This is a genomic window from Nocardioides sp. JCM 18999, assembly GCF_055391175.1.
In genome coordinates, this window is the sequence record NZ_AP043887.1 from 1453276 (window position 1) to 1477532 (window position 24257).

Here is a 24257-nt window from a genome sequence, read left to right on the forward strand (position 1 = left end):
GTCGTGCTGACCCAGCAGTCGCTGGACCAGGACTACGAGGTCGTCGCTCAGCGCCGCCACACCGAGGACGCGGAGCACCCGCACTCGCACCGTCGTCGGCGCCACATCGGCGCGCTGACGGTCGTCGCCCTCTTCGGCGGGCTCCTCGCCGTCGCCGCGGTGCAGACGGCCCGCAACAGTGACGTGGCCTCGGCCGGTCGGGAGCAGCTGATCTCGCGGATCGAGCAGCGGCGCGCCACGGCGCTGGACCAGCAGCAGCGGATCAACGAGCTCCAGCGCTCCAACGAGATGGCTCGGGAGGCGAACCGGAAGCTGGGAGTCCAGCTCGCGGCCCAGAAGCGACTCGTCGAGACCCTGGGAGTCAGCACCGGGTGGACCGGCGTACGGGGCGACGGTCTCGACGTCGTGGTGCGCGACAGCACCTCGGGCAGCGAGAGCGGGATGGTGCGCGACAGCGACCTCGCGCTGGTGGTCAACGGACTGTGGGGCGGGGGAGCGACGGCGATCGCGGTCAACGGCCTGCGGCTGACGGCGCTGAGCGCGTTCCGCAACTCGGCCGAGGTGATCCGGCTGAACGGGACGTCGCTGTCGCCGCCGTACACCGTCAGTGCCGTCGGCCCGGGGTCGATGGAGGAGAAGTTCCGCTCCTCGACGTCCGGTGCCCAGTTCCTCGCCCTGGCCGGCCAGGTCGGGATGGGGGTCCAGATCCACACCGTGGGCGAACGGGCACTGCCCGCGGCTCCCGCTTCGCGGCTGCGGTTGTGGTATGCAAAGCCCGTCGATCGTCAACCCAAGTCGATGATGCAGGAGGAACAGTGATCGCCGCTCTCGGTCTGGTGGTCGGTGTCGTGATCGGTCTGATCGTGCAGCCCGACGTCCCCGTGGCGTTGGAGCCGTACCTTCCGATCGCCGTCGTGGCAGCGCTGGACGCTGTCTTCGGAGGGCTGCGTGCCTACCTCGACGGGATCTTCGACGACAAAGTCTTCGTCGTCTCGTTCCTGAGCAACGTCGTCATCGCGGCCGGCATCGTCTTCCTGGGCGACAAGCTTGGTGTCGGTGGCCAGCTGTCGACCGGCGTCATCGTCGTCCTCGGCATCCGCATCTTCACCAACGTCGCCGCGATCCGGCGGCACATCTTCCATGCCTGAGCCCACGCCCGAGACCAGTCCCGAGACCAGTCCCGAGACCGGCCAGGAGCCCCGTGACCGCGGTGCGTTCTGGCGAGCCAGTCGGACCCAGTTCGTGGTCGGGATCCTGCTCGCCTTGGTCGGCTTCGCCGCCGTGACCCAGGTGCGCGCCAACGACCAGGACACCGCGTTCACCGGCTATCGGGAGCAGGACCTGATCGACGTGCTCAACGGCCTGGCCGGCACCACCCAGCGGGCGCAGTCCGAGATCGTCCGTCTCGAGCAGGCTCGCGACGACCTCCGCGACAGCACGTCCAAGCGTCAGGCGGCCCTCGAGGAGGCCCGCAGCGAGGTGACCACGCTCAGCATCCTGGCCGGCACGGTGCCCGTGACCGGCCCCGGTGTGCGGGTCCGGATCGTGGAGGACACGGCCGCCGTCAACATGGACAGCTTCCTGGACCTGATCGAGGAGCTGCGTTCCGTGGGGGCCGAGGCGATCCAGGTCAACGGATCCCAGCGCCTCGTGGCCCAGAGCTACATCGACCAGGTGCCCGGTGGACTGGTCGTCGACGGGACGGTGCTCTCCCCGCCGTACACGGTCGAGGCGATCGGTGAACCGACCACCCTGGCCGGAGCGGTGACCTTCGCCCGCGGGCCTCAGGACCAGTTCGAGGACGACGGCGCCACCGTGACCGTCACGAAATTGCCGAACCTGGACATCACCGCCGTCCACGACCACTGACTCCGCGCAGTAGGGTCGGCACATGAGCTATCCCGACGACCTCCGTTACACCGTTGAGCACGAATGGGTGCGGACCCCGGGCGACGCCGCGGGCTCCGTCCGGATCGGTATCACCGACTACGCCCAGGACGCCCTCGGCGACATCGTCTACGTCTCGCTGCCCGAGGTCGGCGCGACGGTCAACGCCGGCGACGCCGTCGGCGAGCTCGAGTCCACCAAGTCGGTCAGCGACCTCTACGCGCCGGTCACCGGTGAGGTCGTCGCCGTCAACAGCGCACTCGACGCTGCTCCCGAGCAGGTCAACGGCGACCCGTACGGCGCCGGCTGGCTGTTCGAGGTCGTGCCGTCCGATGCCGGCGCCGTGGACGGTCTGCTCGACGCGGTGGCCTATCAGGCGACGCTCGACGCCTGAGGGCTGGTAAGTTCGGGGAAACCATCACGGTGAGCCTGAGGGTCAGGCGTCTAACGTGATGGCCCGGGCGAGGAATCAAGGAGGGGGCGACATGCCGTTCTGCGGATCCTGCGGGACGTCCTATGCCGAGGGCGCGCGCTTCTGCGCGCAGTGCGGATCGCGTCTGCCCGAAGGCTCGGACGCCACGACGACGATCAACCTCGCCGACGGCCGTTCCGAGACCTCCGACCGGTTGCTCGCTCCCGTCGATGCTGCCGCGGTGGACGCACTGCCGCCCGGTTCGGCGCTGCTCGTGGTGCAGCGCGGCCCCGGCTCCGGGAGCAGGTTCCTGCTCGACCAGCCGACGGTGCACGCCGGGCGCCATCCGGAGAGCGACATCTTCCTCGACGACGTCACGGTCTCCCGTCGGCACGCCGAGTTCGACCGTGACGGCCAGACCTACGTGGTCTCGGACTCCGGCAGCCTCAACGGCACCTACGTCAACCGGGACCGGATCGATCGCGCCGTCCTCAAGGACGGCGACGAGGTCCAGATCGGCAAGTTCCGCCTGGTCTTCTACGCGGGGCACGCCAGCTGATGTCGTACGGCGTCGCACACGCTTCGTCGGACCACGCTGAGCGTTTCAACATCGGGCGCGTGCTCGACCTGCTCGCCCCGGAGTTCCCGGGGATGATCAGCATCCCCAAGATCCGGCTCCTCGAGGAGGACGGGCTGATCGCGCCGGAGCGGACGGCTGCCGGCTATCGGAAGTTCTCCGACGCCGACGTCGCCCGGATCCGCTACATCCTGACGATGCAGCGCGATCACTACCTCCCGAAGAAGGTGATCGCCGAGCACCTCGACGCGATCGACCGCGGTCTCGAGCCGCCGACCGTGCAGGTGACCGTTCCGACGGTGCCGGTCGAGTCCGTCTCGGAGGACGGGCTGCCCACCGAGGAGCTGTTCGAGCGACGCGACGCGTTGCGCCTGTCGCGGAAGGAAGTCCTCAAGGTGGCTGAAGTGACCGAGGAGTTCCTGGCCGAGCTGGAGGCGGCCAAGGTGGTCACTCCGTCGCGCTCCGGGCACTACACGACCGACGACCTCTCGCTGGTCCGGACGGCGAGCGACCTGGCTGACTTCGGGTTCCACGCCGCGGCGTTCCGCGTGTTCCGCAATGCTGCCGACCGTGAGGCCGACCTCGTCCGGCAGGCGCTGAGCGGGCGACGCGACAGCGACGAGGTGGGCGCGACGCTGGCTGCCCTGACGGCACGGATGCACGGACTGCTGCTCAAGTCCTCGCTCCGCGACTGACCCGACCCCCGACTTCTCCACTGACGTAGGCTGACGACGTGCGTGAGGTCGACGTCCTGGGGGTGCGGGTCGAGGTTCCCTCGAACCAGCCCCTCGTGCTGCTCCGCGAGGTCGACGGCTCGCGCTACCTGACCATCTGGATCGGTGCCGTCGAAGCCACGGCCATCGCCTTCGCCCAGCAGGGCGTCGTGCCACCGCGACCGCTGACCCACGACCTGCTCGGAGACGTGATCACCGCGCTGGGCGCCGAGGTCGCCGAGGTCAGGATCACCGAGGTCCGTGACAACGTCTTCTACGCCGTGGTCGCCTTCGACAACGGCGTCGAGGTCTCGGCCCGTCCGTCCGACGCGATCGCCCTGGCCCTGCGGGTCGGCGCGCCGGTCCGTTGTGCCGACGGGGTGCTCGCCGAGGCGGGGGTCTACATCCCCGAGGGCGGGGACGATGACGAGGCCGACGCCGAGGCGCCCGAGGTCGATGCCGCGGAGGAGGTCGAGCGGTTCCGCGAGTTCCTCGACCACGTCAGCCCGGAGGACTTCTCCACCGATTGAGCAGGTTCGGCACCAACCCTGAGTCTCAATCTGAGGTTGAGGGTTGCGACACGCCGGGAAGGTCTTTGACCCGATGGGGGACGAGGCCTACGGTGAAGTGTCTCTGTTGTAACTCCACCGGTGAGATTCCCTGATCGGGATGACCCGGACTTCCCCTTTCGGAGTTACGCTCAACGGAGTAGACCTCACGGAGGACAACGTGTTGGAGCACGAGCAGGAGAACGGCCAGAGCGCCGAGGTACTCGCGGCCGCCGCCGAAGCGGACGAGCAGGGCCTGCTGTTCACTGATGACGTCTCTCCGTTGCCCAGTGACGCGGGTTACCGCGGACCGACGGCCTGCAACGCGGCCGGCATCACCTACCGCCAGCTCGACTACTGGGCCCGCACCGGCCTGATCGAGCCGAGCGTCCGTGGTGCCAGCGGTTCGGGCAGCCAGCGGCTCTACTCGTTCCGCGACATCCTGATCCTCAAGGTGATCAAGCGCCTCCTCGACGCCGGCATCTCCCTGCAGCAGATCCGCACGGCCGTCACCCACCTGCGTGAGCGCGGCACCGACGACCTCACCCGCGTCACCCTGATGAGCGACGGTGCCTCGGTCTACGAGTGCACCAGCAACGACGAGGTCATCGACCTGCTCCAGGGCGGTCAGGGCGTGTTCGGTATCGCGATCGGTGGCGTGTGGCGCGAGATCGAGGGCACGCTGTCGGCCCTGCCGAGCGAGCGTGCCGCGGACGACGAGTCCACGGGGTCCGTCGAGGGCGACGAACTCGCCGCGCGTCGGGCCGCCCGCAAGATCGGCTGATCGGCTGCGCTAGACTCAGCGCTGCTACGAAGGCCGCGCGGGAGAGTCCCGAGTCGGGCGCCGAAGGGGCAATTCCTCCCCGGAATCTCTCAGGCACCACGACCGCGCGGACATGGCGAGTCTGAAGTCCCACCGTCGGGGCGACAGAGGGGGAGGGTGATCACCCCTACGCCCCTGGAGGTCTGAGTGACCGACTCGCCCACGCTCGCCGAGCTCGACGCCGCGTCCCCGTTCGTACGTCGCCACATCGGTGTCACCACCGAGGCCGAGCAGACCATGCTCGCGCGACTCGGCTTCGGCTCGCTCGACGAGCTGATGGCCGCCGCTGTCCCGGCCGGCATCCGCAGCCACGAGCAGCTCGACCTGCCGCCCGCAATGAGCGAGCAGGCGGTCAGCGCCCTGGCCCGTGAGCTGGCTGGACGCAACAACCCGGCGGAGTCGCTGATCGGCCTGGGTTACCACGCCACCATCACGCCGCCCGTCATCCGGCGCAACGTGCTCGAGGACCCGGCCTGGTACACCGCCTACACGCCGTACCAGCCCGAGATCTCCCAGGGCCGCCTCGAGGCCCTGATCAACTTCCAGACGATGATCGGGGACCTCACCGGTCTGCCGGTCTCGAACTCCTCGCTGCTCGACGAGGGAACGGCCGCCGCCGAGGCGATGACCCTGGTCCGCCGCGCCAACAAGGCCAACGGCAACGGGTCCTTCGTGGTCGATGCCCGCGCGCTGCCGCAGACCATCGAGGTCGTGCGCACCCGTGCCGAGGCGATGCGGATCGACGTCATCGTCGCCGACCTCGCCGACGAGCTCCCCGAGGGCTCGATCGCCGGTGTGCTCGTCCAGTACCCCGCCGCGGACGGGTCGCTGCCCGACCTCGGTGCGCTGGTCGCCCGGATCCACGAGCGCGGTGCCCTCGCGGTCGTCGCCGCCGACCTGCTGGCCCTCACGGTGCTGGAGTCGCCGGGCGAGCTCGGTGCCGACGTCGTCGTCGGATCGGCCCAGCGGTTCGGCATCCCGCTCTTCTACGGTGGCCCGCACGCCGGGTTCATGGCCGTGCACCAGGGTCTGGAGCGGCACCTGCCCGGACGCCTGGTCGGGGTGTCGATCGACGCCGAGGGCCGGCCCGCCTACCGGCTCGCGCTGCAGACCCGGGAGCAGCACATCCGCCGGGAGAAGGCGACCTCCAACATCTGCACCGCCCAGGTGCTCCTGGCCGTCGGTGCCGCGATGTACGCGGTCTACCACGGTCCCGAGGGCCTGACCGACATCGCGCGGCGCACCCACCGCTACGCCGCCGTGGTCGCCGCGGGCCTGCGTCGCGCCGGCCTCGCGCTGGTCTCGGAGTCGTTCTTCGACACGATCACCGTCGCGGTGCCGGGCGGGGCTGCGGCTGTGGTCGAGGCTGCCCGCACCGCCGGGTTCCACCTCCGTCTGGTCGACGCCGACACCGTCGCGCTCTCGACCTCCGAGGTCACCTCTCGGGCCACGGTCGTCGGCGTCCTCACCGCGTTCGGTGCGGTGCCGGCTGGCACCGACGTCGAGGGTCTCGTCGACGAGCTCGACCGGACCACCGCGTCGGCGATCCCGGACGCCCTGGTGCGCCGGACGCCGTTCCTCACCCACGAGGTCTTCGGCGCGCACCGCTCCGAGACCCAGATGCTGCGCTACCTGCGCCAGCTCTCGGGGCGTGACTACGCGCTCGACCGCGGCATGATCCCGCTGGGTTCGTGCACGATGAAGCTGAACGCCACCACCGAGATGGAGCCGATCAGCCTTCCGGGCTTCGCCGACCTGCACCCCTTCGTCCCGGCCGAGGACGCCTCCGGCTACGCCGTCCTGGTCGCCGAGCTCGAGGGGTGGCTGGCCGAGGTGACCGGCTACGACCGCGTCTCCATCCAGCCCAACGCCGGATCCCAGGGCGAGCTGGCCGGGCTGCTCGCCATCCGTGGCTACCACCTGGCCAACGGCGAGGGTCAACGCGACGTCTGCCTGCTGCCCTCCTCGGCGCACGGCACCAACGCCGCCTCGGCGATCATGGCCGGGATGCGCGCGGTCGTGGTCAAGTCGCACGAGGACGGCACGGTCGACCTCGACGACCTGCGCGCCCAGTGCGACCTGCACAGCGACGACCTCGCGGCGATCATGGTCACCTACCCGTCGACCCACGGGGTCTACGAGGAGGGGATCACCGAGCTCTGCGAGATCGTGCACTCCCACGGTGGCCAGGTCTACATCGACGGCGCCAACTTCAACGCGCTGCTGGGCTACGCCAAGCCCGGGCAGTTCGGGGGCGACGTCTCGCACCTCAACCTGCACAAGACCTTCTGCATCCCGCACGGCGGCGGTGGCCCGGGTGTCGGTCCGGTGGCGGTGCGCGAGCACCTCGCGCCGTACCTGCCCACGCACCCGTTGCACCCGGAGGTCGAGCGTCGCGACGGGATCGGTCCGATCTCGGCGGCGCCGCACGGCTCCGCCGGCATCCTGCCGATCTCGTGGGCCTACGTCCGGCTGATGGGGGCCGAGGGACTGACCCGGGCCACCGCGACGGCGGTGCTGTCGGCGAACTACATCGCGGCTCGACTGGGTGAGGCCTTCCCGGTGCTCTACCGCGGCGACTCGGGACTGGTCGCGCACGAGTGCATCCTGGACCTGCGTCCCCTCACCCAGGCCACGGGAGTCACGGTCGACGACGTCGCGAAGCGACTCATCGACTACGGCTTCCACGCCCCGACGATGTCGTTCCCGGTCGCCGGCACGCTGATGGTCGAGCCCACCGAGTCCGAGGACCTGGCCGAGCTCGACCGGTTCATCGACGCCATGATCGCGATCCGGGGCGAGATCGACCGGGTCGCCTCAGGGGAGTGGACCCCGGAGAACTCCGTGCTGCGCGGTGCACCCCACACGACCCGTGCACTCGTCGGCGACTGGGACCGGGCCTACTCGCGGACCGAGGCCGTCTTCCCGACCGGCATCGACCCCGACAAGTACTGGGCGCCGGTCGCGCGGATCGACAACGCCTACGGCGACCGCAACCTGGTGTGCGCCTGCCCGCCGGTGGAGGCCTTCGCCGAGTAGGACTCAGCAGCGACCGGAGGCGTCGATCAGATCGCCTCGGAGTCGTCCAGCCGGACGGCCTCGAGGGTGATCCGGTCGGCGCCTTCGGGGATCTCGGGCCGCTCGACGTCGGCGAGCGCGTCGAAGTCACTGGCCGTGAGCGGCTTCGGGGTGGTGTCGATCTGGGCGGGGGAGCCGAGCACCAGGGACTCGTCGAGGTTGTGGATCTTGCGCGCCGAGACGAGGACCCGGGTCTCCAGCGTGCTGACGAACCCGTTGTAGTCCTTGACCGTCGTCTCGAGCGAGCGGCGCATCTTCTCGATCTTCGTCACCATGGTGGCGATCCGGTCGTAGAGCTGGTTGCCGAGGTCGAAGAGCACCTTGGCGTCCTCGGTGAGGACCTCCTGCTTCCAGGTGTAGGCCACGGTCTTGAGCAGGCCCCACAGGTTCGTCGGGGTCGCCAGGATCACGCCGCTGCGGAACGCGTACTCCATCAACGAGGGGTCGGTCTCCAGCGCCAGGGCGAGGATCTGGTCGTTGGGGATGAACGCCACCGTGAACTCCGGGCTGGCGTCGAGGCCGGTCCAGTAGCCCTTCTGGCTGAGCACGTCGACGTGACCGCGCACCTTGCGCGCGTGGTCCTGCAGCAGGCTGAGTCGTTCACCGGCCTCGATCCCTTCACGCTGGGACTCGAGGAAGGAGCTGAACGGGACCTTGGCGTCGATCGCCATCTGCTTCCCGCCCGCGAGGTTGATCACCATGTCGGGACGGCGGGCGCCCGACTCGGCCTCCATCGTGTGCTGCACCGAGAAGTCCACCCGGGGGAGCAGGCCTGCGGACTCGACCAGCGTGCGCAGCTGGGTCTCGCCCCAGACGCCGCGGACCGCGTTGTTCTTCAGGGCGCCGGCCAGGCTGTCGGCGGCGCGGCGCGACTCCTCAACGCTGGTCTGGGTCTGCCGGATCTGCTGGGCGAGCTCGCCGTGCTGCTCCGCGCGCTGGGCCTCCATCTGGTGGACGCGCTTCTGCATCTGCTCGAGCTGCTCCGCGACCGGCGCGATGGTCTTGAGCACCTGGGCCTGGCCGGCCTCGGTGCGCTCCCGCTCGGCCGCGGTGACCCGCTGGGCCTCCAACAGCTCGCGGTACTGCTGGCGCAGCTCGCTGACGGTCTCCTGCATGCCGATCAGGGCCGCCTGAGCCGCGGCGAGCTCCGCCTCGGTGGTGGAACGGATCTCGCTCTCGTGCTGCAGCAGCTGGGCGACCGTGGCGTCCTGTCGGGCCGCCATCATCGCCTCGGCCTGAGCGACCTCCGCCTGGGTCGACGCGGCGGCCTCGGACTGGAGGCGCGCCTGGAGGATCTGGAACCGCTGGTCGAACTCGGTCGAGGCCGTCGCGCTCGCCTCGTCGACACGACGGCTCCACGTGGCCGCCGTCCGTGCCGATCCAGCGATCGCTCCGACTGCTGCACCTGCGGCCAGACCGACCACGAGGGCAATGAACACCAACAACTCCGCTCCCATGGGCCGAAGTCTCGCAGCGCCTACCGACAGAACCGGGGACCCACGCCGGGACCCCAGTGCTCACCCGGGGTGAACGGGTCAGGAACCGAAGCGTTCCTGGACGGCGAGCAGGCGTCGCAGCTCGTCGGTCAGGTCGCTCAACCGCCGCCGGAGCGGGCCGGCCAGCTCAGGATCGGCGATCGTCGCCCGGGCACGCTCCAAGGTGCGCGGGGCGACGGAGCCGGTCGGGAAGAAGGCCGCGGCGGCATCCCCGAGCACCCATCCGCTGCGGACCCGGGCGGTGCCGGCGATGGAGTCGAAGTAGGCGTCGACGTACCGAGCGGTGAGCTCCTCCTGGCCGCCCTGCCACAGGCCGCCGCCGGCCGCGGTGATCTCGTAGTTCGACGCCTCGGTCTCGCCCAGGAAGATCGACCACGCGTGCGCCTTGGCCTGCTCGTCGGGCAGTGAGCACAACGCCGCGGTCAGGGCGACCTTGGCGTCGACGGCAGGGTCCGCCTCGAAGGCGGCGGCCAGCTCGTCCCGGTCGATCCGGCCCAGGCTGGCGAGCCGGGTGAGGATGCGCCACCGCAGGGCGCGGTCGACCACGATGCCGTCGGGGGCCGTCTCGAGCAGGCCGCGGAGCTCGGCCGCGTCGCTGGCGGTGCCGATCTGGGTGCGGAAGGCGGCCAGCTGACGCTCGGAGCCGGTCTCCTCGACCCCGACGGCCGTGAGCGCCGCGGCGTGCAGCCGGTCGGCCGATCCGGCCGGCGCCAGCGGGATCACCTGGCGACTGAGCCAGCCCGAGGTGCGACGCGGGGTGTCCTCGGCGTCGTCGAGGGGGAGCGCCGCGACGGCGATGTCGATGATCCGGGCCGGGTCGACCGCGGCGTTGTAGAACCCGCTGCGCAGGGTGTTCCATACCCCGGCGGTCAGCCGGCGGTCGGTGATCCGGGGCAGCAGGGTGACCAGCGCCTCGACCGTGGCGGGATCGGGAACCGCCACCGCCCAGGTGTCCTCCAGCGGGTCGAGGAGCACGGCGTCGGCCTCCACGGCGTACGGCGTCCCGCCGGCGTCGATGCTCGGGTCGACCGTGACCTCGTCGAGGCTCCAGGCGCCGTCGCGAGCGACCGCGGTCCGGAAGCGGTGGGTCCGCCCCGGGGTCGCGTCGACCGAGGCGGTCGCGGGGGGAGTGCGGACGAGGCGGTCGGCGTCGCGGTCCCAGTGCAGCCGGTCGACGCCGGGGGTGACGAGCCACTCGTCGGCGAAGCCGTCCAGGTCGCTGGCCCCGGCGTCCTTCCAGGCGCCGAGCAGGTCCGCGAGCGTGGCGTTGTCGAACCGGTGGGCCTCGAAGTGGGCCCTCACGCCGGCGAAGAAGACCTCGTCGCCCATCGTCCGGGCCAGCTGCTTGAGCAGCGCCGACCCCTTCGAGTAGGAGATCCCGTCGAAGTCCTGCAGGGCACCGAGCGCGTCGGCCGCCCCGTTGCCGGCCACCGGGTGGGTGGTGGGGGACTGGTCCGCGATCAGGCCCCACTGGCGCCGGGCGTAGGCCATGTCGGTCCACGTGTCGTCGTACTGCGTGACGTCGGCCGTCACCCGGTTGCCCACGTACTCCGCGAAGGACTCGTTGAGCCAGAGGTCGTCCCACCACGCCGGCGTGACCAGGTTGCCGAACCACTGGTGGGCCAGCTCGTGGGCGATCGTGGTGGCCCGCTGGATCCGGGCGCCGCGGGTGGCCCGCGAGGTGAAGATCAGGCCGTCGCGGAACGTGACGCAGCCGGGGTTCTCCATCGCGCCGGCGTTGAACTCCGGCACGAAGCACTGGTCGTACTTGCCGAACGCGTAGCGGATCCCGAAGAGCCGGTGCTGCTCGTCGAAGGACTGCTTCGTGATCGTGAAGATCTCCTCGGCCTGCTCCTCGAGCTGGGTGGCGAGGCTGGCGCGAGCGAGCAGCCCGAGGGCGATCCCGTCGTGCTCGGTCTCGATCACGTGGTACGGCCCGGCGACCAGGGTGACGAAGTACGTCGACAGCGGCTGGCTCGGCTCGAACACCCAGTGTCCGGGGGCGTCCTGGGTTCCCGCGGCGTTGGCGCGCACGACCCAGTCGGTGGGAGCGGTCACCTGGAAGGTGTACGGCGCCTTGAGGTCGGGCTGGTCGAAGCAGGCGAAGATCGTCGGCGCCGCGTCCATGAAGGACATGCCGTAGACGTAGGGCTTCCCGTCGGTGGGATCGACCGAGCGGTGCAGCCCCTCACCGTCGTTGCGGAACGGCATCGTGGCGTCCACCTCGAGGAGGTGCTCTCCGGCCGTCAGCGTCAACGGGAACCGGCTGTTCTCGAGACGGTCGACGTCCAGGTCGGCGCCGTCGAGGCGGATCCGGTGCAGCGTGACGGGGCGCAGGTTGAGGAACGTGGTGCCGTCGCCGCTGGTGAACCGGATCGTGGCCTGGGAGCCGAAGGTGGCCTCGTCCCGGGCGAGATCGAGGGAGACGTCGTAGGCCTGGAGCCCCAGCAGCTCCTTGCGGGCTACCGCTTCGTCGCGGGTCAAGCTGAGGCTCGGCATGAGATCGACCATGGCTCGACCCTAATGTTGAGCCATGAGCGAGCAGAAGCCAGTCCCGTCGCCGCGCCGTGTGGAACTCACCAAGCAGGGTGAGCACCGGTTCAAGGCCACCAACGACCGTGGTGGCGTGATCAGCATGGGTCACGGCGACGACCCGGACTTCACCCCGGTGGAGCTGCTGCTGGCCGCGGTCGTCGGGTGCAGCGCGCTCGACGTCGACTTCATCACCGGCAAGCGGGCGCCGTTCGAGACGTTCGCCGCCACCGCCGAGGGCACGAAGCTGCGCGACGAGTCCGGCAACCACCTCGACCAGGTCCGGGTGACCTTCGACGTCACGTTCCCGGCCGGTGAGGCGGGCGATGCCGCCCGCGCCGTGCTCGCCTCGGCGATCCAGATGAGTCAGGACCGGCTGTGCACCGTCGGTCGCACCGTTGCCCTGGAGACCCCGGTGATCTACGAGGAGGGCGACCTCAGCTGATCGTGACGCCGGTGATGGTCGCCTCGGCGTTGGGGTGGCCGTCACCGTCGCCGTTGGCGTTGTCTGAACCCTCGGCCGCGATCTTCTTGACGACAGCGAGGCCCTCGGCCGACATCGTGCCGAAGACGGCGTACGCCGGCGGGAGCGGGCTGTCCTCGTAGACGAGGAAGAACTGCGAGCCGTTGGTGCCGGGTCCGGCGTTGGCCATGGCCACGGTGCCGGCCGGGTAGGTGCCGTTCGTCGCGGTGGCACCGTCGAGCTCGTCGTCGAAGGCGTAGCCCGGCCCGCCGCTTCCGGTGCCGGTCGGGTCGCCGCACTGGAGCACGAAGATGCCGCCGGTGGTCAGCCGGTGGCACGCCGTGTTGTCGAAGTACCCCTGCTCCGCCAGGGAGACGAACGAGTTCACCGTGCACGGCGCGACGTCGGCGTGCAGCGTCATCGCGACGTCGCCGCTCGTCATCGCGAGGGTGGCCGGCACCTCACCGGTCTTGGTCGGCTCGGCGGGCGGCGCCTTGACCGACGCCTCTGATCCGTCGGCCGGGTAGCTGCAGGTGCCCGACGGTGCGCTGGGGCTGGCGTCGGCAGCTGTCGAGTCGTCGCTGCCGCAGGCGCTGAGCCCGCCGAGCGCGAGGAGGAGGGCGGTCACGGTGCACAGGCGCGAGATCACGAGATGAGCCTAGGGGAGGGGCTATCCGGAGTTGCTGTCCGGTTCTAGGGTGGCGGTATGGACGCAGGAATCCACTACTTCACGTTCACCCATCCCGATTGGGAGACGAACCTGACGGATCGGCTCACGGACACCGCCCGTGCCGCCGACGAGGGCGGGGTCTCGCTGCTGACGGTGATGGACCACTACTTCCAGATGGAGCCGGTCGGTGGTCCGTTCGAGCCGATGCTCGAGGGGTACGCGACGCTCGGCTACCTCGCCGGTATCACCACGAACGTCGACCTCGGCCTGCTCGTCACCGGCGTCACGTATCGGCACCCGGGTCTGCTCGCCAAGATCGCGACCACGGTCGACGTGCTCTCCCGGGGCCGAGCCTGGCTGGGTATCGGGGCTGCCTGGTACGACCGGGAGCACGCGGGCCTCGGCGTCCCCTTCCCGCCCCTGGCCGAGCGGTTCGAGCGGCTCGAGGAGGCGCTCCAGATCGTCAACCAGATGTGGTCCGACGACGACGGCGCGTACGCGGGTCGGCACTTCCAGCTCACCGAGACGATCAACCTCCCGCAGCCGCCGCGCGGCCGGATGCCGATCATGATCGGGGGCGGGGGAGAGCGGAAGACCCTGCGCCTGGTCGCGCAGTACGCCGACGCCTGCCACCTCTTCACCCGCGAGGGGATCGACGAGATCGCGCACAAGCTCGAGGTGCTCCGCGGTCACTGCGATGCCGTCGGCCGCGACTACGACGAGATCCGGAAGACCGTCGGTGGCGGGGGCTCGTTCGACCCGGTCGAGCAGCCCGATCAGTTCCTGGCCTCGATGGAGGAGTACGCCAAGCTCGGCGTCAGCCTGGTGACGGTCTCGCCGCAGAAGAACGGCGACCCGCTGGCCTGGACCGAGTCGTTCGTCGAGAACGTGCTGCCGCGGCTCAAGCAGATCTGAGCCGCGGGACTCAGGGAGCGGACCGCCGCCAGACCGCTCGCGCCGTCGACGGCTGGGTGGTCGCGCCACCCAGGTAGTCCACCTGGATCACGTGACGACCGGGGCGTGCCTTCGGCAGCCGGAACCGTGCCCGGCCGTCGGTGAGCGTCCGGTGTCCGACCGTTCGGCCGTCGAGCCTGATCCGCACCGTGCCCTGGTGGGCGCCGGCGACGACGACGGCGAGCTGACGTGCCGTCCGGCTCAGTCGGACCCGGGTGCCGGCACGCGGCCGGTCGCGGGTCGGCAGGGTGAGGAACGACGGCGCGGTCGGTGAGGAGTGGATCGTCAGCACCGACGCGACGGCGGCGATCTCGGGCAACGTCGGGGTCAGGTGCGGCACGTCGGCGGCCTGCACCGTCAGCCGCAAGCGGTGGCCGGGGCGGATGTTCGCACCGGTCGGGAAGATCTCCACCTCGACCGGCACCACCTCGCCGGGCGCCGCGCTCACCTGGGCGGCCTGGGTGAACGGGTGGTACGGCTGCAGGACCTGGCCGTCGAGGAAGCGCGTCCTCGGCCGGTCGAGCGCCCGGTGCGAGATCACCTGCCACCCGCCGGTGAGGCGCGACTCCGAGCCGTCCGGTCCGACGTCGACCAGCGCGAGGGAGAGCAGACCCTCGCCGGTGCTGGAGGAGACGTTGAGGTGGGCGTTGATCGGCCCGAAGATCGGCATCCCCTTGGTCAGGGGAGCGGTGTCGAAGGTGACCCCGGTCTGGGAGTTCGCCTGGTTCGAGTCGAAGCAGGTGCTGTTGAAGACCTGGGTGGCACCGGCCAGGCCGGCGGTCCACTGGCTGGTGGAACGCGAGCACAGCCCGGCGACCGGGATCGGCAGCACGGTGCTCGTCTGGGCACTCCGGGGCGCGACGCCGAGCGTGCCCGCCGTACCGGGTCCGGCACTGCCAGCGAGGGGCAGGGAGGTGGCGCGGGTGTCGGTGGGGTCGACCCAGCGTTGCGCGGTCCGCCAGGCGCCGGTGCCCTGCTCGTAGTAGGAGATCGGCGCGGAGCGGTCCAGGCCGGCGTCGGCGATGCCCTTGACGTACCGGTCGAACCAGCGCAGCTGGAGCTCGTCGATGGTGCCCAGCCCCGCCTTCTCGATGCCGGCGGCACCGGCGGCCTCGATGTGGGTCCACGGGCCGTCGACCAGGTGCACCGGTACGCCGCGCTTCTGCAGACGCTCGAAGAGCATCGGGGTGCCGCGCTGGAACAGGTCGTACTCACCGGTGACGAGGAACGTGGGCACCTTCACCCGGTCGATCACGTTGATGGGGGAGCGCTGGCGGTAGAAGTCGCCGTCGTACGCCGTCTCGGCACCGGCCAGCGCCTGGGCCAGGACGGGACCGGTGAAGGTGCCGATCGCGCTCAGGTGCTGTGCCAGGGCGGTGAGACCCGAGCGGGGGTCGGTTGCGGTGACCTGCGGCGGGATGATCCCGGTCGCGGTCACGATCCCGAGCCACAGCGGCATGAAGCCGGTGTCGACCGCCCCGCCGCTGGCGACCACGTCGCGGTAGACGTCGCCGGCGGGGATGATCGGGAAGATCGCCTTGAGACCCTTCGGCTGCGCTGCGGCGGCGAAGATCTGCGCGATGCCGAGGTAGGACGCCCCGGACATGCCGGTCGAGCCGTTGCTCCAGGGCTGCTGCGCGGCCCAGGTGAGGATCTCGCCGCCGTCCTTGTTCTCCCGGTCGCAGAAGGCGCACCAGGTGCCCTCGGAGGAACCGGTGCCCCGGGCGTCGACGACGAGGGTCGCGTAGCCGCGCTTCACCAGGTAGCTGCTCCCGGTCGTGGCCAGCTTGTTGTACGCCGTGATCGTGACGATCACCGGCCAGCGGCCGGGAACGGCGGTGCCGTCGGCCCTGGCCGGCACCATCAGGTCACCGCGCAGCACCGTGCCGTCCGACATCGTCACGGGGAGGTCCGAGGTCAGCTTCGTGCTCGGGTACTGCTCGCCCCGAGCGCTCCAACCACCCGGGGTCGCCGACGCGGTCGCCGCTCGGGCCGCCGGGTCCGGCTCGGCCAGGAGGGCGACGGAGCCGGCGAGCACGAGACCCAGGACGAAGGCGAGAACGCGTTTCACATCGGTTCAACGCTGTGGAGAACCTCGGGTTATGTCGGCGCGGACTGCCTAGACTCGCCGCATGCTGGGACCGGGGCCTGATGGCGAGCTGCGATGCGGATGGGGCGTGTCGACCGAGGACTACGTGCCGTACCACGACACCGAGTGGGGTTTCCCGGTCCACGACGACACCCGGCTGTTCGAGAAGCTCTGCCTGGAGGGGTTCCAGTCGGGGCTGTCGTGGCTGACGATCCTGCGCAAGCGGGAGAACTTCCGAGCGGCCTTCGCCGGTTTCGACCTCGCCACGGTCGCCGACTTCGACCAGGGCGACGTGGAGCGGCTCCTGGGCGACGCCGGCATCATTCGGCACCGCGGCAAGATCGAGGCGACGATCAACAACGCCGGACGTGCGTTGGAGCTGATCGAGGCGGAGGGGTCGCTGTCGGCGTACGTCTGGTCCTACCGGCCCGAGCCGGCGCCCCCGATCTGGCGGGCGACCTCACCCGAGTCGGAGCGGATGTCGAAGGACCTGCGCAAGCGCGGCTGGCGGTTCGTCGGCCCCACGACGTCGTACGCGTTCATGCAGGCGATGGGCCTGGTCAACGACCACGAAGAGGGCTGCATCATCCGCGACCGCGTGGCGCAGCTGGACTGAGTCAGCCGACGCCGAGTGCGAGGAGCTCGTCGACCTGGCCGAGCGCCTGGGTCATGCCTTCCTCCATGCCCATCTCGGCGACCTGCTCCAAGTGCTCCAGGCTGGAGAAGGTGCTCGTGATCGTCATGCGGGTGCCCGGGCCGCCCTCGTCGATCGCGACGTCGATGCGCATCGGCGCGGGGTCGTCGAGGAAGGTGCCGTCGGCGTCGGCGAAGGCGTCGACGAACTGCAGCCGGTGCGGCGGTTCGAGGGCGGTGATCTCCCAGCCGCCGTGCGCCTGGTCCCCGTCGGGCCCGGTCATGAAGTAGTGGCTGGTCCCGCCGACGACGAAGTCGTGCCGGCTGAACGTCGCCGGCCAGGTCGGCGGACCCCACCAGCGGGCGAGCTGCGCCGAGTCGGCCCAGATCTGCCAGATCCGCTCGGGAGTGGCAGGGAATTCGGACGTGATGGAGAAGGTGAGTGCATCGGGGTCACGGTGAGAGCTGACGACGGTCATGTCGCAGTTCCTTCCTCGTCGAGGATGTCCGCGATGGCGTCGAGACGGTGCTCCCAGAGCTGCTGGTAGTTCTCCAGCAGGGTGGCCGCGGCGCGCAGGGTGGGCAGGTTCGCCCGCACCAGCTGCTCGCGACCGTGCCGCTCCTTGGTCACCAAGGTGGCGCGCTCCAGGACCGCTACGTGCTTCTGGACCGCAGCGAAGCTCATCGCGTAGTGCTGCGCCAGCCCTGAGACCGATTCAGGTCCCTGGGTCGTGCGCGTGAGGATGTCACGCCGGGTCGCATCGGCGAGGGCGCCGAAGATCCGGTCCGTGACATCGTGCTGATCTACAACCATCGAGTTGTACGTTACGACGGTTGATCGAACGGCGCAAGGGGAGTGGTCAGGAGAGCAGGAAGAGGTAGTCGAGTGCCTCGTCAGCCGCCTCGACACTGCAGACCACGGCATTCTGGCCGTCGGCCTCCCAGTCGGACTCGCTGGGGATGACGAAGGCGATGCCGGCGTCGGGCTCGGTGTCCAGGAACTTCTTCGCTGCGGGCTTGTGCTCGCTGAACCAGGTCGTCAGGGCGTCCGAGCACCACTGCGTGGTGGTGTCGGAGGAGGGGTACGTGCCGTCATGGGTCGGGACGGCCACCACCTGGGCGTTGTGTGTCGTGCTGCACGGCACCACGGCGACCTCGCCGACGTCGGACATCGCGTCGGAGGTCGACGCCAGTGCGCCGTCCTGCCAGCAGTCTCCGGCCCGCAGGGAGATCGCATCGAGCCGACCGGCCTTGACGACGGCGCCCGTGTCGTCCCGCTTCGCGTCGTTGGCGTGGTCGGCGACGCTTCCGGCGACCTCGGATCCTCCGATGACGAGCAGGGTCTTGAGCAGGATCCCGCCGCCCACGACCGCAAGACCTGTTCCGATACCGACCAGCCGCTTGGTGTCCACGGCGGCCTAACGTAGCGGTCTGCGGTCGGTTACGGGTGCGAGTTGTCAGATGAACCCGCCCAGCGCAGTGCCGCGCGGTCGCCGGGGGAGAGCCGCCAGTCCCGCATCACGGGGTACATCAGCGACCGACGGTCATGGCTGTGCCCGATCCCGACGGCGTGCATCAGCTCGTGCATCAGGACGGCCGTACGGACGCCACGGCGGGTCCCGTCGTTGCGTCGCTGCAACGTGATCGCCGCGCGGACGATCTGGGCGGTGACGGCCCGGGCGCCGCCCAGGCTGCTGACCCGGGTCGCGGCCAACGAGTACCTCGGCGCCGTACCCCAGCGGATCGTCAGGTCGGGATCGCCGTTCCTCGAGACACGCGTGAAGGTGAGACCGCTGTAGCGGTGGATGATCGCCAGCGCCTTCTTGATCTGGCGCACGGCCCGCCGCGGCTCCGGTGCACCGGAGAGGTCGACGCTCCAGCGCAGCACCTCGTCGCCGCTCCAGCGTGGACAGCCTTCCTGGAGGCAGGTCCAGGAATCGACGCGCTGTGAGGCCGCCGCCGGCCGCAGGGTCGTCAGGCTCAGCATGGCCGTCGTGCTGACGACGGCGATCAGCATCACGACGCCGCCGACGCGTCGCGGCGTACCCGAACCGAGATTCCCGGGCCTCACGTGCCCGTCGTACGTTCCCGGCGTTCGTGGGGAGCGATCGTGTCGATCGGCTACCCAATGTCAGGCAGGTGCGGGGAGGGTGTTCCGCACGTTAGTTGACATAATGTCGCTTATCGGCGAACTGAATTCGCTCGGCGTTCCTCATACGTGCCGTACGCCCAGGTGCCCGCGCCAACGACGATGGCGCACGCGACACCGGCGATCAGCATCGGTTGCGTGTCCCAGTCCCGGGTCACGAGAACCCAGGTGATCATCGGCACGAACGAGATGGCGAAGTAGGTCCATCCTGAGCGCCGCGATCTGCGGTTCGGTTGCTCGGCCATGCCCGCACGCTAGGCCTTCGGACTGCCAAGTGGCCCCAAAATCGGGCCGCCAAGCGCTGGAGCGCCAGTTTTGGTGCCACTTGTTGGCCGGTTCGTTAGCCTGAGCGAACGTTCAGTAGGTCCTGGTCGAAAGGTGTCGTCATGATGACGTCGTTGGTTGGTTCGCGTGTTCTCGTCGTGGGAGGCAGCTCGGGCATCGGGCTCGCCGTGGCTCGAGCGGCCGCGGCGCGGGGTGCGTCGGTGGTGATCGCTGGACGCGACGAAGCTCGGCTGGATGAGGCGACCCAAGCCGTCGGTGCTGACTGCAGTGGTCGACAGATCGACATCACGGACGATGCTTCGGTCGAGGCGTTCTTCCTCGACGAGGCGCCCTACGACCACGTCGTCGTCACGGCAGCCAAGCCAGCTGGTGGGCCGCTGCGCGATCTCGCGATGGACGACGCGTTGGAGATCTTCAGCTCCAAGTTCTGGGGCTCGTACCGGGTGGCACGACTGGCCGACGTCACCCCCGGCGGTTCGATCACCTTTGTTTCCGGACTCGCGGGGCGCCGTCCGCGACCGCAGCGGGTCGTCGTCGGCGCGGCGTGTGCTGCGTTGGAGTCGATGACCAGGGGACTGGCCCTCGAGCTCTCCCCCGTCCGGGTCAACTGCGTCTCCCCCGGCGTCACCGACACGCCGTTGCTCCGCTCGGGATTCCCGGACGGCGTGGAGCACCTCGCAGCGCTCAACCCGACGGGCCAGCTTGGCCAGCCCGAGGAGATCGCCCATCAGATCCTCGCCTGCATGGAGAACGGGTTCATGACCGGCGCCGTGATCGACCTCGACGGCGGTCGAGGCGTCGCCTGAGCCGACCTCACCGGGGCGGACCTGTCCTAGGCTGCGCCCCATGAGTGCTCCCACGCGGCGTCAGCGGACGTTCGACATCTTCCTCAAGAACATGAACCGGGCCCACAAGGTCGTGATGAAGGTCAGCGGCGGCCGGGTGCTCGGTTCGATCGGCGGGATGCCGAGCCTGGAGCTGCACACCGTCGGGCGCAAGACCGGGGAGCGACGCACGGTCATGCTGACCGCGCCGATCGCCGAACCGGACCGGCTGGTCCTGGTCGCCTCCAAGGGCGGCGACGACCGGCACCCCGCCTGGTACCTCAACCTGCTCGCCGACCCGGCCGTGTCGATCACGCTCGACGGGGTCGAGTCCTCGTGGACCGCCCGCAAGGCGACCGATGATGAGAAGACCGTCCTCTGGCCCCAGATCGTCGATGCCTACCAGGGCTACGCCGGCTACCAGGAGAAGACGGACCGGAACATCCCGGTCGTCATCTGCACGCCGGCCTGATCAGTTGACGACGCCCGGCTCCGGAACAAGGAGCCAGGCGTTCGTCCTTCCGGCGACGATCTCGATTCCCGTGGATCCGCCTGCGAGCCATTGAACCTGCTCCGCCTCGATCGACTCCCGTTCGTCGAACACCGCGAAGCAGTCGTCGTCGTCCCACATGACGTGGATCGGGGACTGTTCGCCAGCCGCCATGGCTCGCATTGCTACGGGGCTTCCGTCGATCTGACGGTAGTTGAAGCTCTCACATTGGAAGGCCCACCCTGGAAAGCCACCCTCATGCGCGCGCACGAGACGCTTGGCCGCTTTGAGCGACCCGGCGACCGCTGCGACGATCGCGGTGTCGTTCCCGGGTGGGATGCCGAGGACCAAGAAGGGTTGATCGTCAGTCACCCACGTACTCCTTGAGGTGCTCGCCGGTCACGGTGGGCTTCTTCGCGCTGATCAGGTCGGCCGGCGTTCCTTCGAAGACGACCTGTCCCCCGTCGCGTCCGGCACCCGGCCCGATGTCGATGATCCAGTCGGCGTGCGCCATCACGGCCTGGTGGTGCTCGATCACGATGACCGACTTGCCGGCGTCGACGAGACGGTCGAGCAGGCCGAGCATCGTTTCCACGTCGGCCAGGTGAAGGCCGGTGGTCGGCTCGTCCAGGACGTAGATGTCGCCCTCCTCGGCCAGCGCCATCGCGAGCTTGAGACGTTGCCGCTCTCCCCCGGACAGCGTGGTGAGCGGCTGGCCCAGCCGGAGGTAGCTCAGGCCGACGTCGTCGAGGCGCCCGAGGATCTTGGCCGCCGCCGGGGTCTTCGCCTCACCGGCGGAGAACATCTCCAAAGCGGCGGTGACCGGGAGGTCCAGGACGTCGGCGATCGACAGCCCGCCGAGGGTGTACTCCAGGACCGCGGCCTGGAACCGGCGACCGCCGCACTCCTCGCACAGGGTCTCGACGGTGTCCATGAAGCCGAGCTCGGTGTAGATCATGCCGGCGCCGTTGCAGGTCTCGCACGCGCCTTCGGAGTTGGCGCTGAACAGCGCCGGCTTGACCCCGTTCGCCTTGGCGAACGCTTTCCGGATCGGGTCGAGCAACCCCGTGTACGTCGCCGGGTTGGAGCGCCGCGACCCCTTGATCGCGCTCTGGTCGATCGACACGACGTCGTCACGCTGGGCGACCGAACCGTGGATCAGCGAGCTCTTCCCCGACCCGGCCACACCGGTCACCACGCACAGCACCCCGAGCGGGATGTCGACGTCGACGTCACGCAGGTTGTTCGTCGAGGCGCCGCGCACCTCGATCACCCCGCTCCCCCGCCGTACGACGTCCTTGACCTGTGCCCGGTCGTCGAGGTGGCGCCCGGTGAGCGAGTCACTGGCGCGCAGCTCCGCGACCGTGCCCTCGAAGCAGATCTCCCCTCCCCCGCTGCCTGCGCCGGGGCCGAGGTCGACGACGTGGTCGGCGATCACGATCGTCTCCGGCTTGTGCTCGACCACGAGCACGGTGTTGCCCTTGTCGCGCAGGTCGAGCAGGAGCTGGTTCATCCGGTGGATGTCGTGCGGGTGCAGGCCAACGGTCGGCTCGTCGAAGACGTAGGTGACGTCGGTCAGGGCCGAGCCGAGGTGCCGGATCATCCGGGTGCGCTGGGACTCCCCGCCCGAGAGCGTCCCCGTCGGGCGGTCGAGCGAGAGGTAGCCCAGGCCGATCTCGACGAAGGAGTCGACCAGGCTCTGCAGTCCGGCGATCAGCGGTGCGACGCCGGGCTCGTCCACCCCGCGCAGCCACTCGGCCAGGTCGGTGATCTGCATCTGCGCCACGTCGGCGATGGAGGCACCGTTGATCTTCGAGCTGCGGGCGCCCTCACTCAACCGGGTGCCCTCGCAGGACGGGCAGCGGCCGAAGACCGCGGCCCGCTCGACGAACGCCCGGATGTGCGGCTGGACGGAGTCGATGTCCTTGCTGAACATCGACTTCCGGATCTTCGGGATCAACCCCTCGTAGGTGATGTTGATGCCCTTGGCCTTGATCTTGACCGGCTCCTTGTAGAGCAGGTCGTCGAGCTCCTTCTTGGTGTAGTCGCGGATCGCCTTGTCGGGATCCATGAACCCCGACTCGATGAACGAGGCGACCATCCAGCCGTCGGCGGTGTAGCCCGGCACCAGGATCGCGCCCTCGCGCAGCGACTTCGACTCGTCGTAGATCTGCGTCATGTCCAGGTCGGAGACGCTCCCCCGGCCTTCGCAGGTGGCGCACATCCCGCCGAGGTAGGTGACCGACTTGACCACGTTCTTCTCCACGCGCCCGTCGGCGCGCTCGCGTTGCATCACGCCGCTGGCCTTGCGGGTGGGCACGTTGAACGAGAACGCGGTCGGCGGACCGACGTAGGGCTCCCCGATCCGGCTGAACAGCATCCGCAGCATCGCGTGCGCGTCGGTCGCTGTGCCCACCGTGGCGCGCGGGTTGGCGCCCATCCGCTCCTGGTCCACCAGGATCGCGGTCGTGATCCCCTCGAGCTGGTCCACGTCGGGCCGTGACATCGACGGCATGAAGCCCTGCACGAACGTCGAGTAGGTCTCGTTGAGCAGCCGCTGCGACTCGGCAGCGACCGTGCCGAAGACCAGCGAGCTCTTGCCCGAGCCGGAGACGCCGGTGAAGACGCTGAGCCGACGCTTGGGGATGTCGACCGAGACCTCCTTGAGGTTGTTCACGCGCGCTCCGCGCACACGGATCACTTCATGGGAGTCAGCGGGGTTCACGGGCGCCTCCTGGTGCGGGGGTTCAGAGCTGGTTGATGCGGATGTGGTTGCCCGCCGGGTCACGGAAGGCGCAGTCGCGCACGCCGTACGGCTGGTCGGTGGGTTCCTGGATCACTTCGGCGCCGCTGGCCTGCACCTTCTCGAACGTCCCGTCGAGGTCAGGGGTTCCGAGGATGAGACGCGCGTAGGTGCCCTTGGCGATCAGCTCGTTGATCGTCTGCTTCTCGTCGTCGTTGAGTCCGGGGTCCATCGCCGGCGGCTCGAGGACGACGTTGATGTCGGGCTGGTCGGCCGGTCCGACGGTGATCCAGTGCAGGTCGCCGTACCCGACGTCGTTGCGGACCTCGAAGCCGAGGACGTCGCGGTAGAAGCCGATCGCCGCGTCCGGGTCGGTCTGCGGCAGGAACGTGGTGTGGATGGTGAGATTCATGTCAGCCACGCTATTGGCCTCCGCGCCCCATCGCTTCTCGATTCCTGATCGGTCGTGAGACTGCCTTCACCACGCACGACGGCAGGTCCATCTCGCCGGCCTCGACCGCATCACGGTAGGCGCTCGGCGACCGTCCGACGAGCTCGCTGAACCGGGTGCTGAAGGTGCCGAGCGAGGAGAAGCCGACGGTGAAGCAGATGTCGGTGATGCTCAGATCACCCCGGCGCAGCAGCGCCATCGCCCGTTCCACCCGCCGGGTCATCAGGTACGAGTACGGCGACTCGCCGTACGCCGCCTTGAACTGGCGTGACAGGTGGCCCGACGAGATGAACTCGTCGTGCGCGAGCGTCTCGAGGTCGAGCGGCTGCGCGAACTCCCGATCGATCCGGTCACGGATCCGGCGCATCCGGGCCAGTTCCTCCAGCGACATGGCAGAAACACTAGCCATCCGGCCCTCGAGGCCGATCTGAGAAGCATGT

The 24257-nt window shown here is 69.6% G+C and carries 27 protein-coding genes and 1 riboswitch; of the genes, 14 read left to right on the top strand and 13 right to left on the bottom strand.

The genetic code is table 11. The features are described from left to right. The first annotated feature begins 3 nt into the window (after positions 1-3). From ACZ5J1_RS07035 to gcvP, 9 genes are all read left to right on the top strand, one after another. Positions 4-819: a DUF881 domain-containing protein gene (locus ACZ5J1_RS07035; RefSeq protein WP_464563820.1), complete on the top strand. Its 816-nt coding sequence runs from the start codon at positions 4-6 to the stop codon at positions 817-819. Beyond that, the gene (locus ACZ5J1_RS07040) at positions 816-1148 is read left to right on the top strand and encodes a small basic family protein (protein ID WP_464563821.1); all 333 of its coding nucleotides are present in this window, start codon (positions 816-818) and stop codon (positions 1146-1148) included. The genes ACZ5J1_RS07035 and ACZ5J1_RS07040 overlap by 4 nt, the downstream gene beginning before the upstream one ends. Beyond that, positions 1141-1869 (top strand): DUF881 domain-containing protein, encoded by a 729-nt coding sequence (locus tag ACZ5J1_RS07045; RefSeq protein WP_464563823.1) that lies wholly within the window; start codon positions 1141-1143, stop codon positions 1867-1869. The genes ACZ5J1_RS07040 and ACZ5J1_RS07045 overlap by 8 nt, the downstream gene beginning before the upstream one ends. Positions 1870-1891: 22 nt before the next feature. Continuing rightward, complete coding sequence (gene gcvH, locus ACZ5J1_RS07050; RefSeq protein ID WP_464563824.1) at positions 1892-2281, top strand: glycine cleavage system protein GcvH; 390 nt, start codon at positions 1892-1894, stop codon at positions 2279-2281. Between the two features lie 91 nt (positions 2282-2372). Next, positions 2373-2858, top strand: a complete 486-nt coding sequence (locus tag ACZ5J1_RS07055; RefSeq protein WP_464563826.1) for an FHA domain-containing protein — start codon at positions 2373-2375, stop codon at positions 2856-2858. A 59-nt stretch (positions 2859-2917) separates the two neighbouring features. After that, a complete protein-coding gene (gene ftsR / locus ACZ5J1_RS07060) occupies positions 2918-3571 on the top strand; it encodes a transcriptional regulator FtsR (RefSeq protein WP_464563827.1) in 654 nt (217 codons plus the stop codon). A 38-nt stretch (positions 3572-3609) separates the two neighbouring features. Beyond that, positions 3610-4119: a bifunctional nuclease family protein gene (locus ACZ5J1_RS07065; RefSeq protein ID WP_464563829.1), complete on the top strand. Its 510-nt coding sequence runs from the start codon at positions 3610-3612 to the stop codon at positions 4117-4119. 199 nt (positions 4120-4318) lie between these two features. Continuing rightward, positions 4319-4921, top strand: a complete 603-nt coding sequence (locus ACZ5J1_RS07070) for a MerR family transcriptional regulator (RefSeq protein WP_464563830.1) — start codon at positions 4319-4321, stop codon at positions 4919-4921. Positions 4922-4949: 28 nt separating this feature from the next. After that, positions 4950-5036, top strand: a riboswitch (glycine riboswitch). Positions 5037-5107: 71 nt separating this feature from the next. After that, positions 5108-7999, top strand: coding sequence for an aminomethyl-transferring glycine dehydrogenase (gene gcvP / locus ACZ5J1_RS07075; RefSeq protein WP_464563832.1), 2892 nt, complete (start codon positions 5108-5110; stop codon positions 7997-7999). Between the two features lie 26 nt (positions 8000-8025). Here the strand turns inward: gcvP and ACZ5J1_RS07080 are convergent, their stop codons facing one another. Both ACZ5J1_RS07080 and pepN read right to left on the bottom strand, forming a co-directional pair. After that, entirely contained in the window at positions 8026-9495 is a 1470-nt protein-coding gene (locus tag ACZ5J1_RS07080) for a DNA recombination protein RmuC (RefSeq protein ID WP_464563833.1), read from the bottom strand. A 78-nt stretch (positions 9496-9573) separates the two neighbouring features. Beyond that, positions 9574-12045 carry an aminopeptidase N gene (pepN, locus tag ACZ5J1_RS07085; RefSeq protein ID WP_464563834.1) on the bottom strand — a complete coding sequence of 824 codons (2472 nt, stop codon included), beginning with the start codon at positions 12043-12045 and terminating at the stop codon, positions 9574-9576. 22 nt (positions 12046-12067) lie between these two features. On the opposite strand from pepN, the gene ACZ5J1_RS07090 reads away from it, so the two are divergent. Further along, positions 12068-12511, top strand: coding sequence for an OsmC family protein (locus ACZ5J1_RS07090; RefSeq protein WP_464563835.1), 444 nt, complete (start codon positions 12068-12070; stop codon positions 12509-12511). On the opposite strand, the gene ACZ5J1_RS07095 is transcribed toward ACZ5J1_RS07090, so the two are convergent. Beyond that, entirely contained in the window at positions 12504-13178 is a 675-nt protein-coding gene (locus ACZ5J1_RS07095; RefSeq protein WP_464563837.1) for a peptidylprolyl isomerase, read from the bottom strand. The two genes, ACZ5J1_RS07090 and ACZ5J1_RS07095, sit on opposite strands and share 8 nt — an antisense overlap. Positions 13179-13235: 57 nt before the next feature. On the opposite strand from ACZ5J1_RS07095, the gene ACZ5J1_RS07100 reads away from it, so the two are divergent. After that, positions 13236-14114: an LLM class F420-dependent oxidoreductase gene (locus tag ACZ5J1_RS07100; protein WP_464563839.1), complete on the top strand. Its 879-nt coding sequence runs from the start codon at positions 13236-13238 to the stop codon at positions 14112-14114. 10 nt (positions 14115-14124) lie between these two features. Here the strand turns inward: ACZ5J1_RS07100 and ACZ5J1_RS07105 are convergent, their stop codons facing one another. Further along, a complete protein-coding gene (locus ACZ5J1_RS07105; RefSeq protein ID WP_464563841.1) occupies positions 14125-16224 on the bottom strand; it encodes a CocE/NonD family hydrolase in 2100 nt (699 codons plus the stop codon). A gap of 61 nt (positions 16225-16285) precedes the next feature. On the opposite strand from ACZ5J1_RS07105, the gene ACZ5J1_RS07110 reads away from it, so the two are divergent. Continuing rightward, a complete protein-coding gene (locus tag ACZ5J1_RS07110; protein ID WP_464563843.1) occupies positions 16286-16858 on the top strand; it encodes a DNA-3-methyladenine glycosylase I in 573 nt (190 codons plus the stop codon). A 1-nt stretch (position 16859) separates the two neighbouring features. Here ACZ5J1_RS07110 and ACZ5J1_RS07115 read toward each other — a convergent pair whose 3' ends face one another. The 5 genes from ACZ5J1_RS07115 to ACZ5J1_RS07135 all read right to left on the bottom strand — a co-directional run bounded on the left by ACZ5J1_RS07115 (position 16860) and on the right by ACZ5J1_RS07135 (position 19269). After that, positions 16860-17354 carry an SRPBCC family protein gene (locus ACZ5J1_RS07115; RefSeq protein ID WP_464563845.1) on the bottom strand — a complete coding sequence of 165 codons (495 nt, stop codon included), beginning with the start codon at positions 17352-17354 and terminating at the stop codon, positions 16860-16862. Beyond that, positions 17351-17689, bottom strand: a complete 339-nt coding sequence (locus tag ACZ5J1_RS07120) for an ArsR/SmtB family transcription factor (protein ID WP_464563846.1) — start codon at positions 17687-17689, stop codon at positions 17351-17353. The genes ACZ5J1_RS07115 and ACZ5J1_RS07120 overlap by 4 nt, the downstream gene beginning before the upstream one ends. 46 nt (positions 17690-17735) lie before the next feature. Further along, complete coding sequence (locus ACZ5J1_RS07125; RefSeq protein ID WP_464563848.1) at positions 17736-18287, bottom strand: hypothetical protein; 552 nt, start codon at positions 18285-18287, stop codon at positions 17736-17738. 29 nt (positions 18288-18316) lie between these two features. Beyond that, complete coding sequence (locus ACZ5J1_RS07130; RefSeq protein ID WP_464563849.1) at positions 18317-18946, bottom strand: matrixin family metalloprotease; 630 nt, start codon at positions 18944-18946, stop codon at positions 18317-18319. Between the two features lie 110 nt (positions 18947-19056). Beyond that, complete coding sequence (locus ACZ5J1_RS07135; RefSeq protein WP_464563850.1) at positions 19057-19269, bottom strand: hypothetical protein; 213 nt, start codon at positions 19267-19269, stop codon at positions 19057-19059. 144 nt (positions 19270-19413) lie between these two features. Here ACZ5J1_RS07135 and ACZ5J1_RS07140 point away from each other — a divergent pair, with 144 nt between their 5' ends. Together ACZ5J1_RS07140 and ACZ5J1_RS07145 are read left to right on the top strand one after the other, a co-directional pair. Beyond that, the gene (locus ACZ5J1_RS07140) at positions 19414-20115 is read left to right on the top strand and encodes an SDR family oxidoreductase (protein WP_464563852.1); all 702 of its coding nucleotides are present in this window, start codon (positions 19414-19416) and stop codon (positions 20113-20115) included. 40 nt (positions 20116-20155) lie between these two features. After that, the gene (locus ACZ5J1_RS07145; protein ID WP_464563854.1) at positions 20156-20605 is read left to right on the top strand and encodes a nitroreductase family deazaflavin-dependent oxidoreductase; all 450 of its coding nucleotides are present in this window, start codon (positions 20156-20158) and stop codon (positions 20603-20605) included. On the opposite strand, the gene ACZ5J1_RS07150 is transcribed toward ACZ5J1_RS07145, so the two are convergent. The 4 genes from ACZ5J1_RS07150 to ACZ5J1_RS07165 all read right to left on the bottom strand — a co-directional run bounded on the left by ACZ5J1_RS07150 (position 20606) and on the right by ACZ5J1_RS07165 (position 24208). Beyond that, the gene (locus tag ACZ5J1_RS07150; protein WP_464563856.1) at positions 20606-20995 is read right to left on the bottom strand and encodes a hypothetical protein; all 390 of its coding nucleotides are present in this window, start codon (positions 20993-20995) and stop codon (positions 20606-20608) included. Beyond that, positions 20988-23300: an ATP-binding cassette domain-containing protein gene (locus tag ACZ5J1_RS07155; RefSeq protein WP_464563857.1), complete on the bottom strand. Its 2313-nt coding sequence runs from the start codon at positions 23298-23300 to the stop codon at positions 20988-20990. The genes ACZ5J1_RS07150 and ACZ5J1_RS07155 overlap by 8 nt, the downstream gene beginning before the upstream one ends. Before the next feature lie 70 nt (positions 23301-23370). After that, positions 23371-23778 carry a VOC family protein gene (locus tag ACZ5J1_RS07160; protein ID WP_464563859.1) on the bottom strand — a complete coding sequence of 136 codons (408 nt, stop codon included), beginning with the start codon at positions 23776-23778 and terminating at the stop codon, positions 23371-23373. Between the two features lie 10 nt (positions 23779-23788). Further along, positions 23789-24208 carry a helix-turn-helix transcriptional regulator gene (locus ACZ5J1_RS07165; protein WP_464563861.1) on the bottom strand — a complete coding sequence of 140 codons (420 nt, stop codon included), beginning with the start codon at positions 24206-24208 and terminating at the stop codon, positions 23789-23791. Positions 24209-24257 lie beyond the last annotated feature (49 nt).

Excerpts from the sequence above, each read along its gene's own strand:
- ACZ5J1_RS07110 (WP_464563843.1), top strand. The coding sequence starts at position 16,286 with ATGCTGGGACCGGGGCCTGATGGCGAGCTGCGATGCGGATGGGGCGTG.
- ACZ5J1_RS07135 (WP_464563850.1), bottom strand. The coding sequence starts at position 19,269 with ATGGCCGAGCAACCGAACCGCAGATCGCGGCGCTCAGGATGGACCTAC.
- ACZ5J1_RS07165 (WP_464563861.1), bottom strand. The coding sequence starts at position 24,208 with ATGTCGCTGGAGGAACTGGCCCGGATGCGCCGGATCCGTGACCGGATC.
- ACZ5J1_RS07160 (WP_464563859.1), bottom strand. The coding sequence starts at position 23,778 with ATGAATCTCACCATCCACACCACGTTCCTGCCGCAGACCGACCCGGAC.
- ACZ5J1_RS07090 (WP_464563835.1), top strand. The coding sequence starts at position 12,068 with ATGAGCGAGCAGAAGCCAGTCCCGTCGCCGCGCCGTGTGGAACTCACC.
- ACZ5J1_RS07115 (WP_464563845.1), bottom strand. The coding sequence starts at position 17,354 with ATGACCGTCGTCAGCTCTCACCGTGACCCCGATGCACTCACCTTCTCC.
- ACZ5J1_RS07100 (WP_464563839.1), top strand. The coding sequence starts at position 13,236 with ATGGACGCAGGAATCCACTACTTCACGTTCACCCATCCCGATTGGGAG.
- ACZ5J1_RS07120 (WP_464563846.1), bottom strand. The coding sequence starts at position 17,689 with ATGGTTGTAGATCAGCACGATGTCACGGACCGGATCTTCGGCGCCCTC.
- ACZ5J1_RS07145 (WP_464563854.1), top strand. The coding sequence starts at position 20,156 with ATGAGTGCTCCCACGCGGCGTCAGCGGACGTTCGACATCTTCCTCAAG.
- pepN (WP_464563834.1), bottom strand. The coding sequence starts at position 12,045 with ATGGTCGATCTCATGCCGAGCCTCAGCTTGACCCGCGACGAAGCGGTA.
- ACZ5J1_RS07055 (WP_464563826.1), top strand. The coding sequence starts at position 2,373 with ATGCCGTTCTGCGGATCCTGCGGGACGTCCTATGCCGAGGGCGCGCGC.
- ACZ5J1_RS07080 (WP_464563833.1), bottom strand. The coding sequence starts at position 9,495 with ATGGGAGCGGAGTTGTTGGTGTTCATTGCCCTCGTGGTCGGTCTGGCC.
- gcvH (WP_464563824.1), top strand. The coding sequence starts at position 1,892 with ATGAGCTATCCCGACGACCTCCGTTACACCGTTGAGCACGAATGGGTG.
- ACZ5J1_RS07140 (WP_464563852.1), top strand. The coding sequence starts at position 19,414 with ATGACGTCGTTGGTTGGTTCGCGTGTTCTCGTCGTGGGAGGCAGCTCG.
- ACZ5J1_RS07045 (WP_464563823.1), top strand. The coding sequence starts at position 1,141 with ATGCCTGAGCCCACGCCCGAGACCAGTCCCGAGACCAGTCCCGAGACC.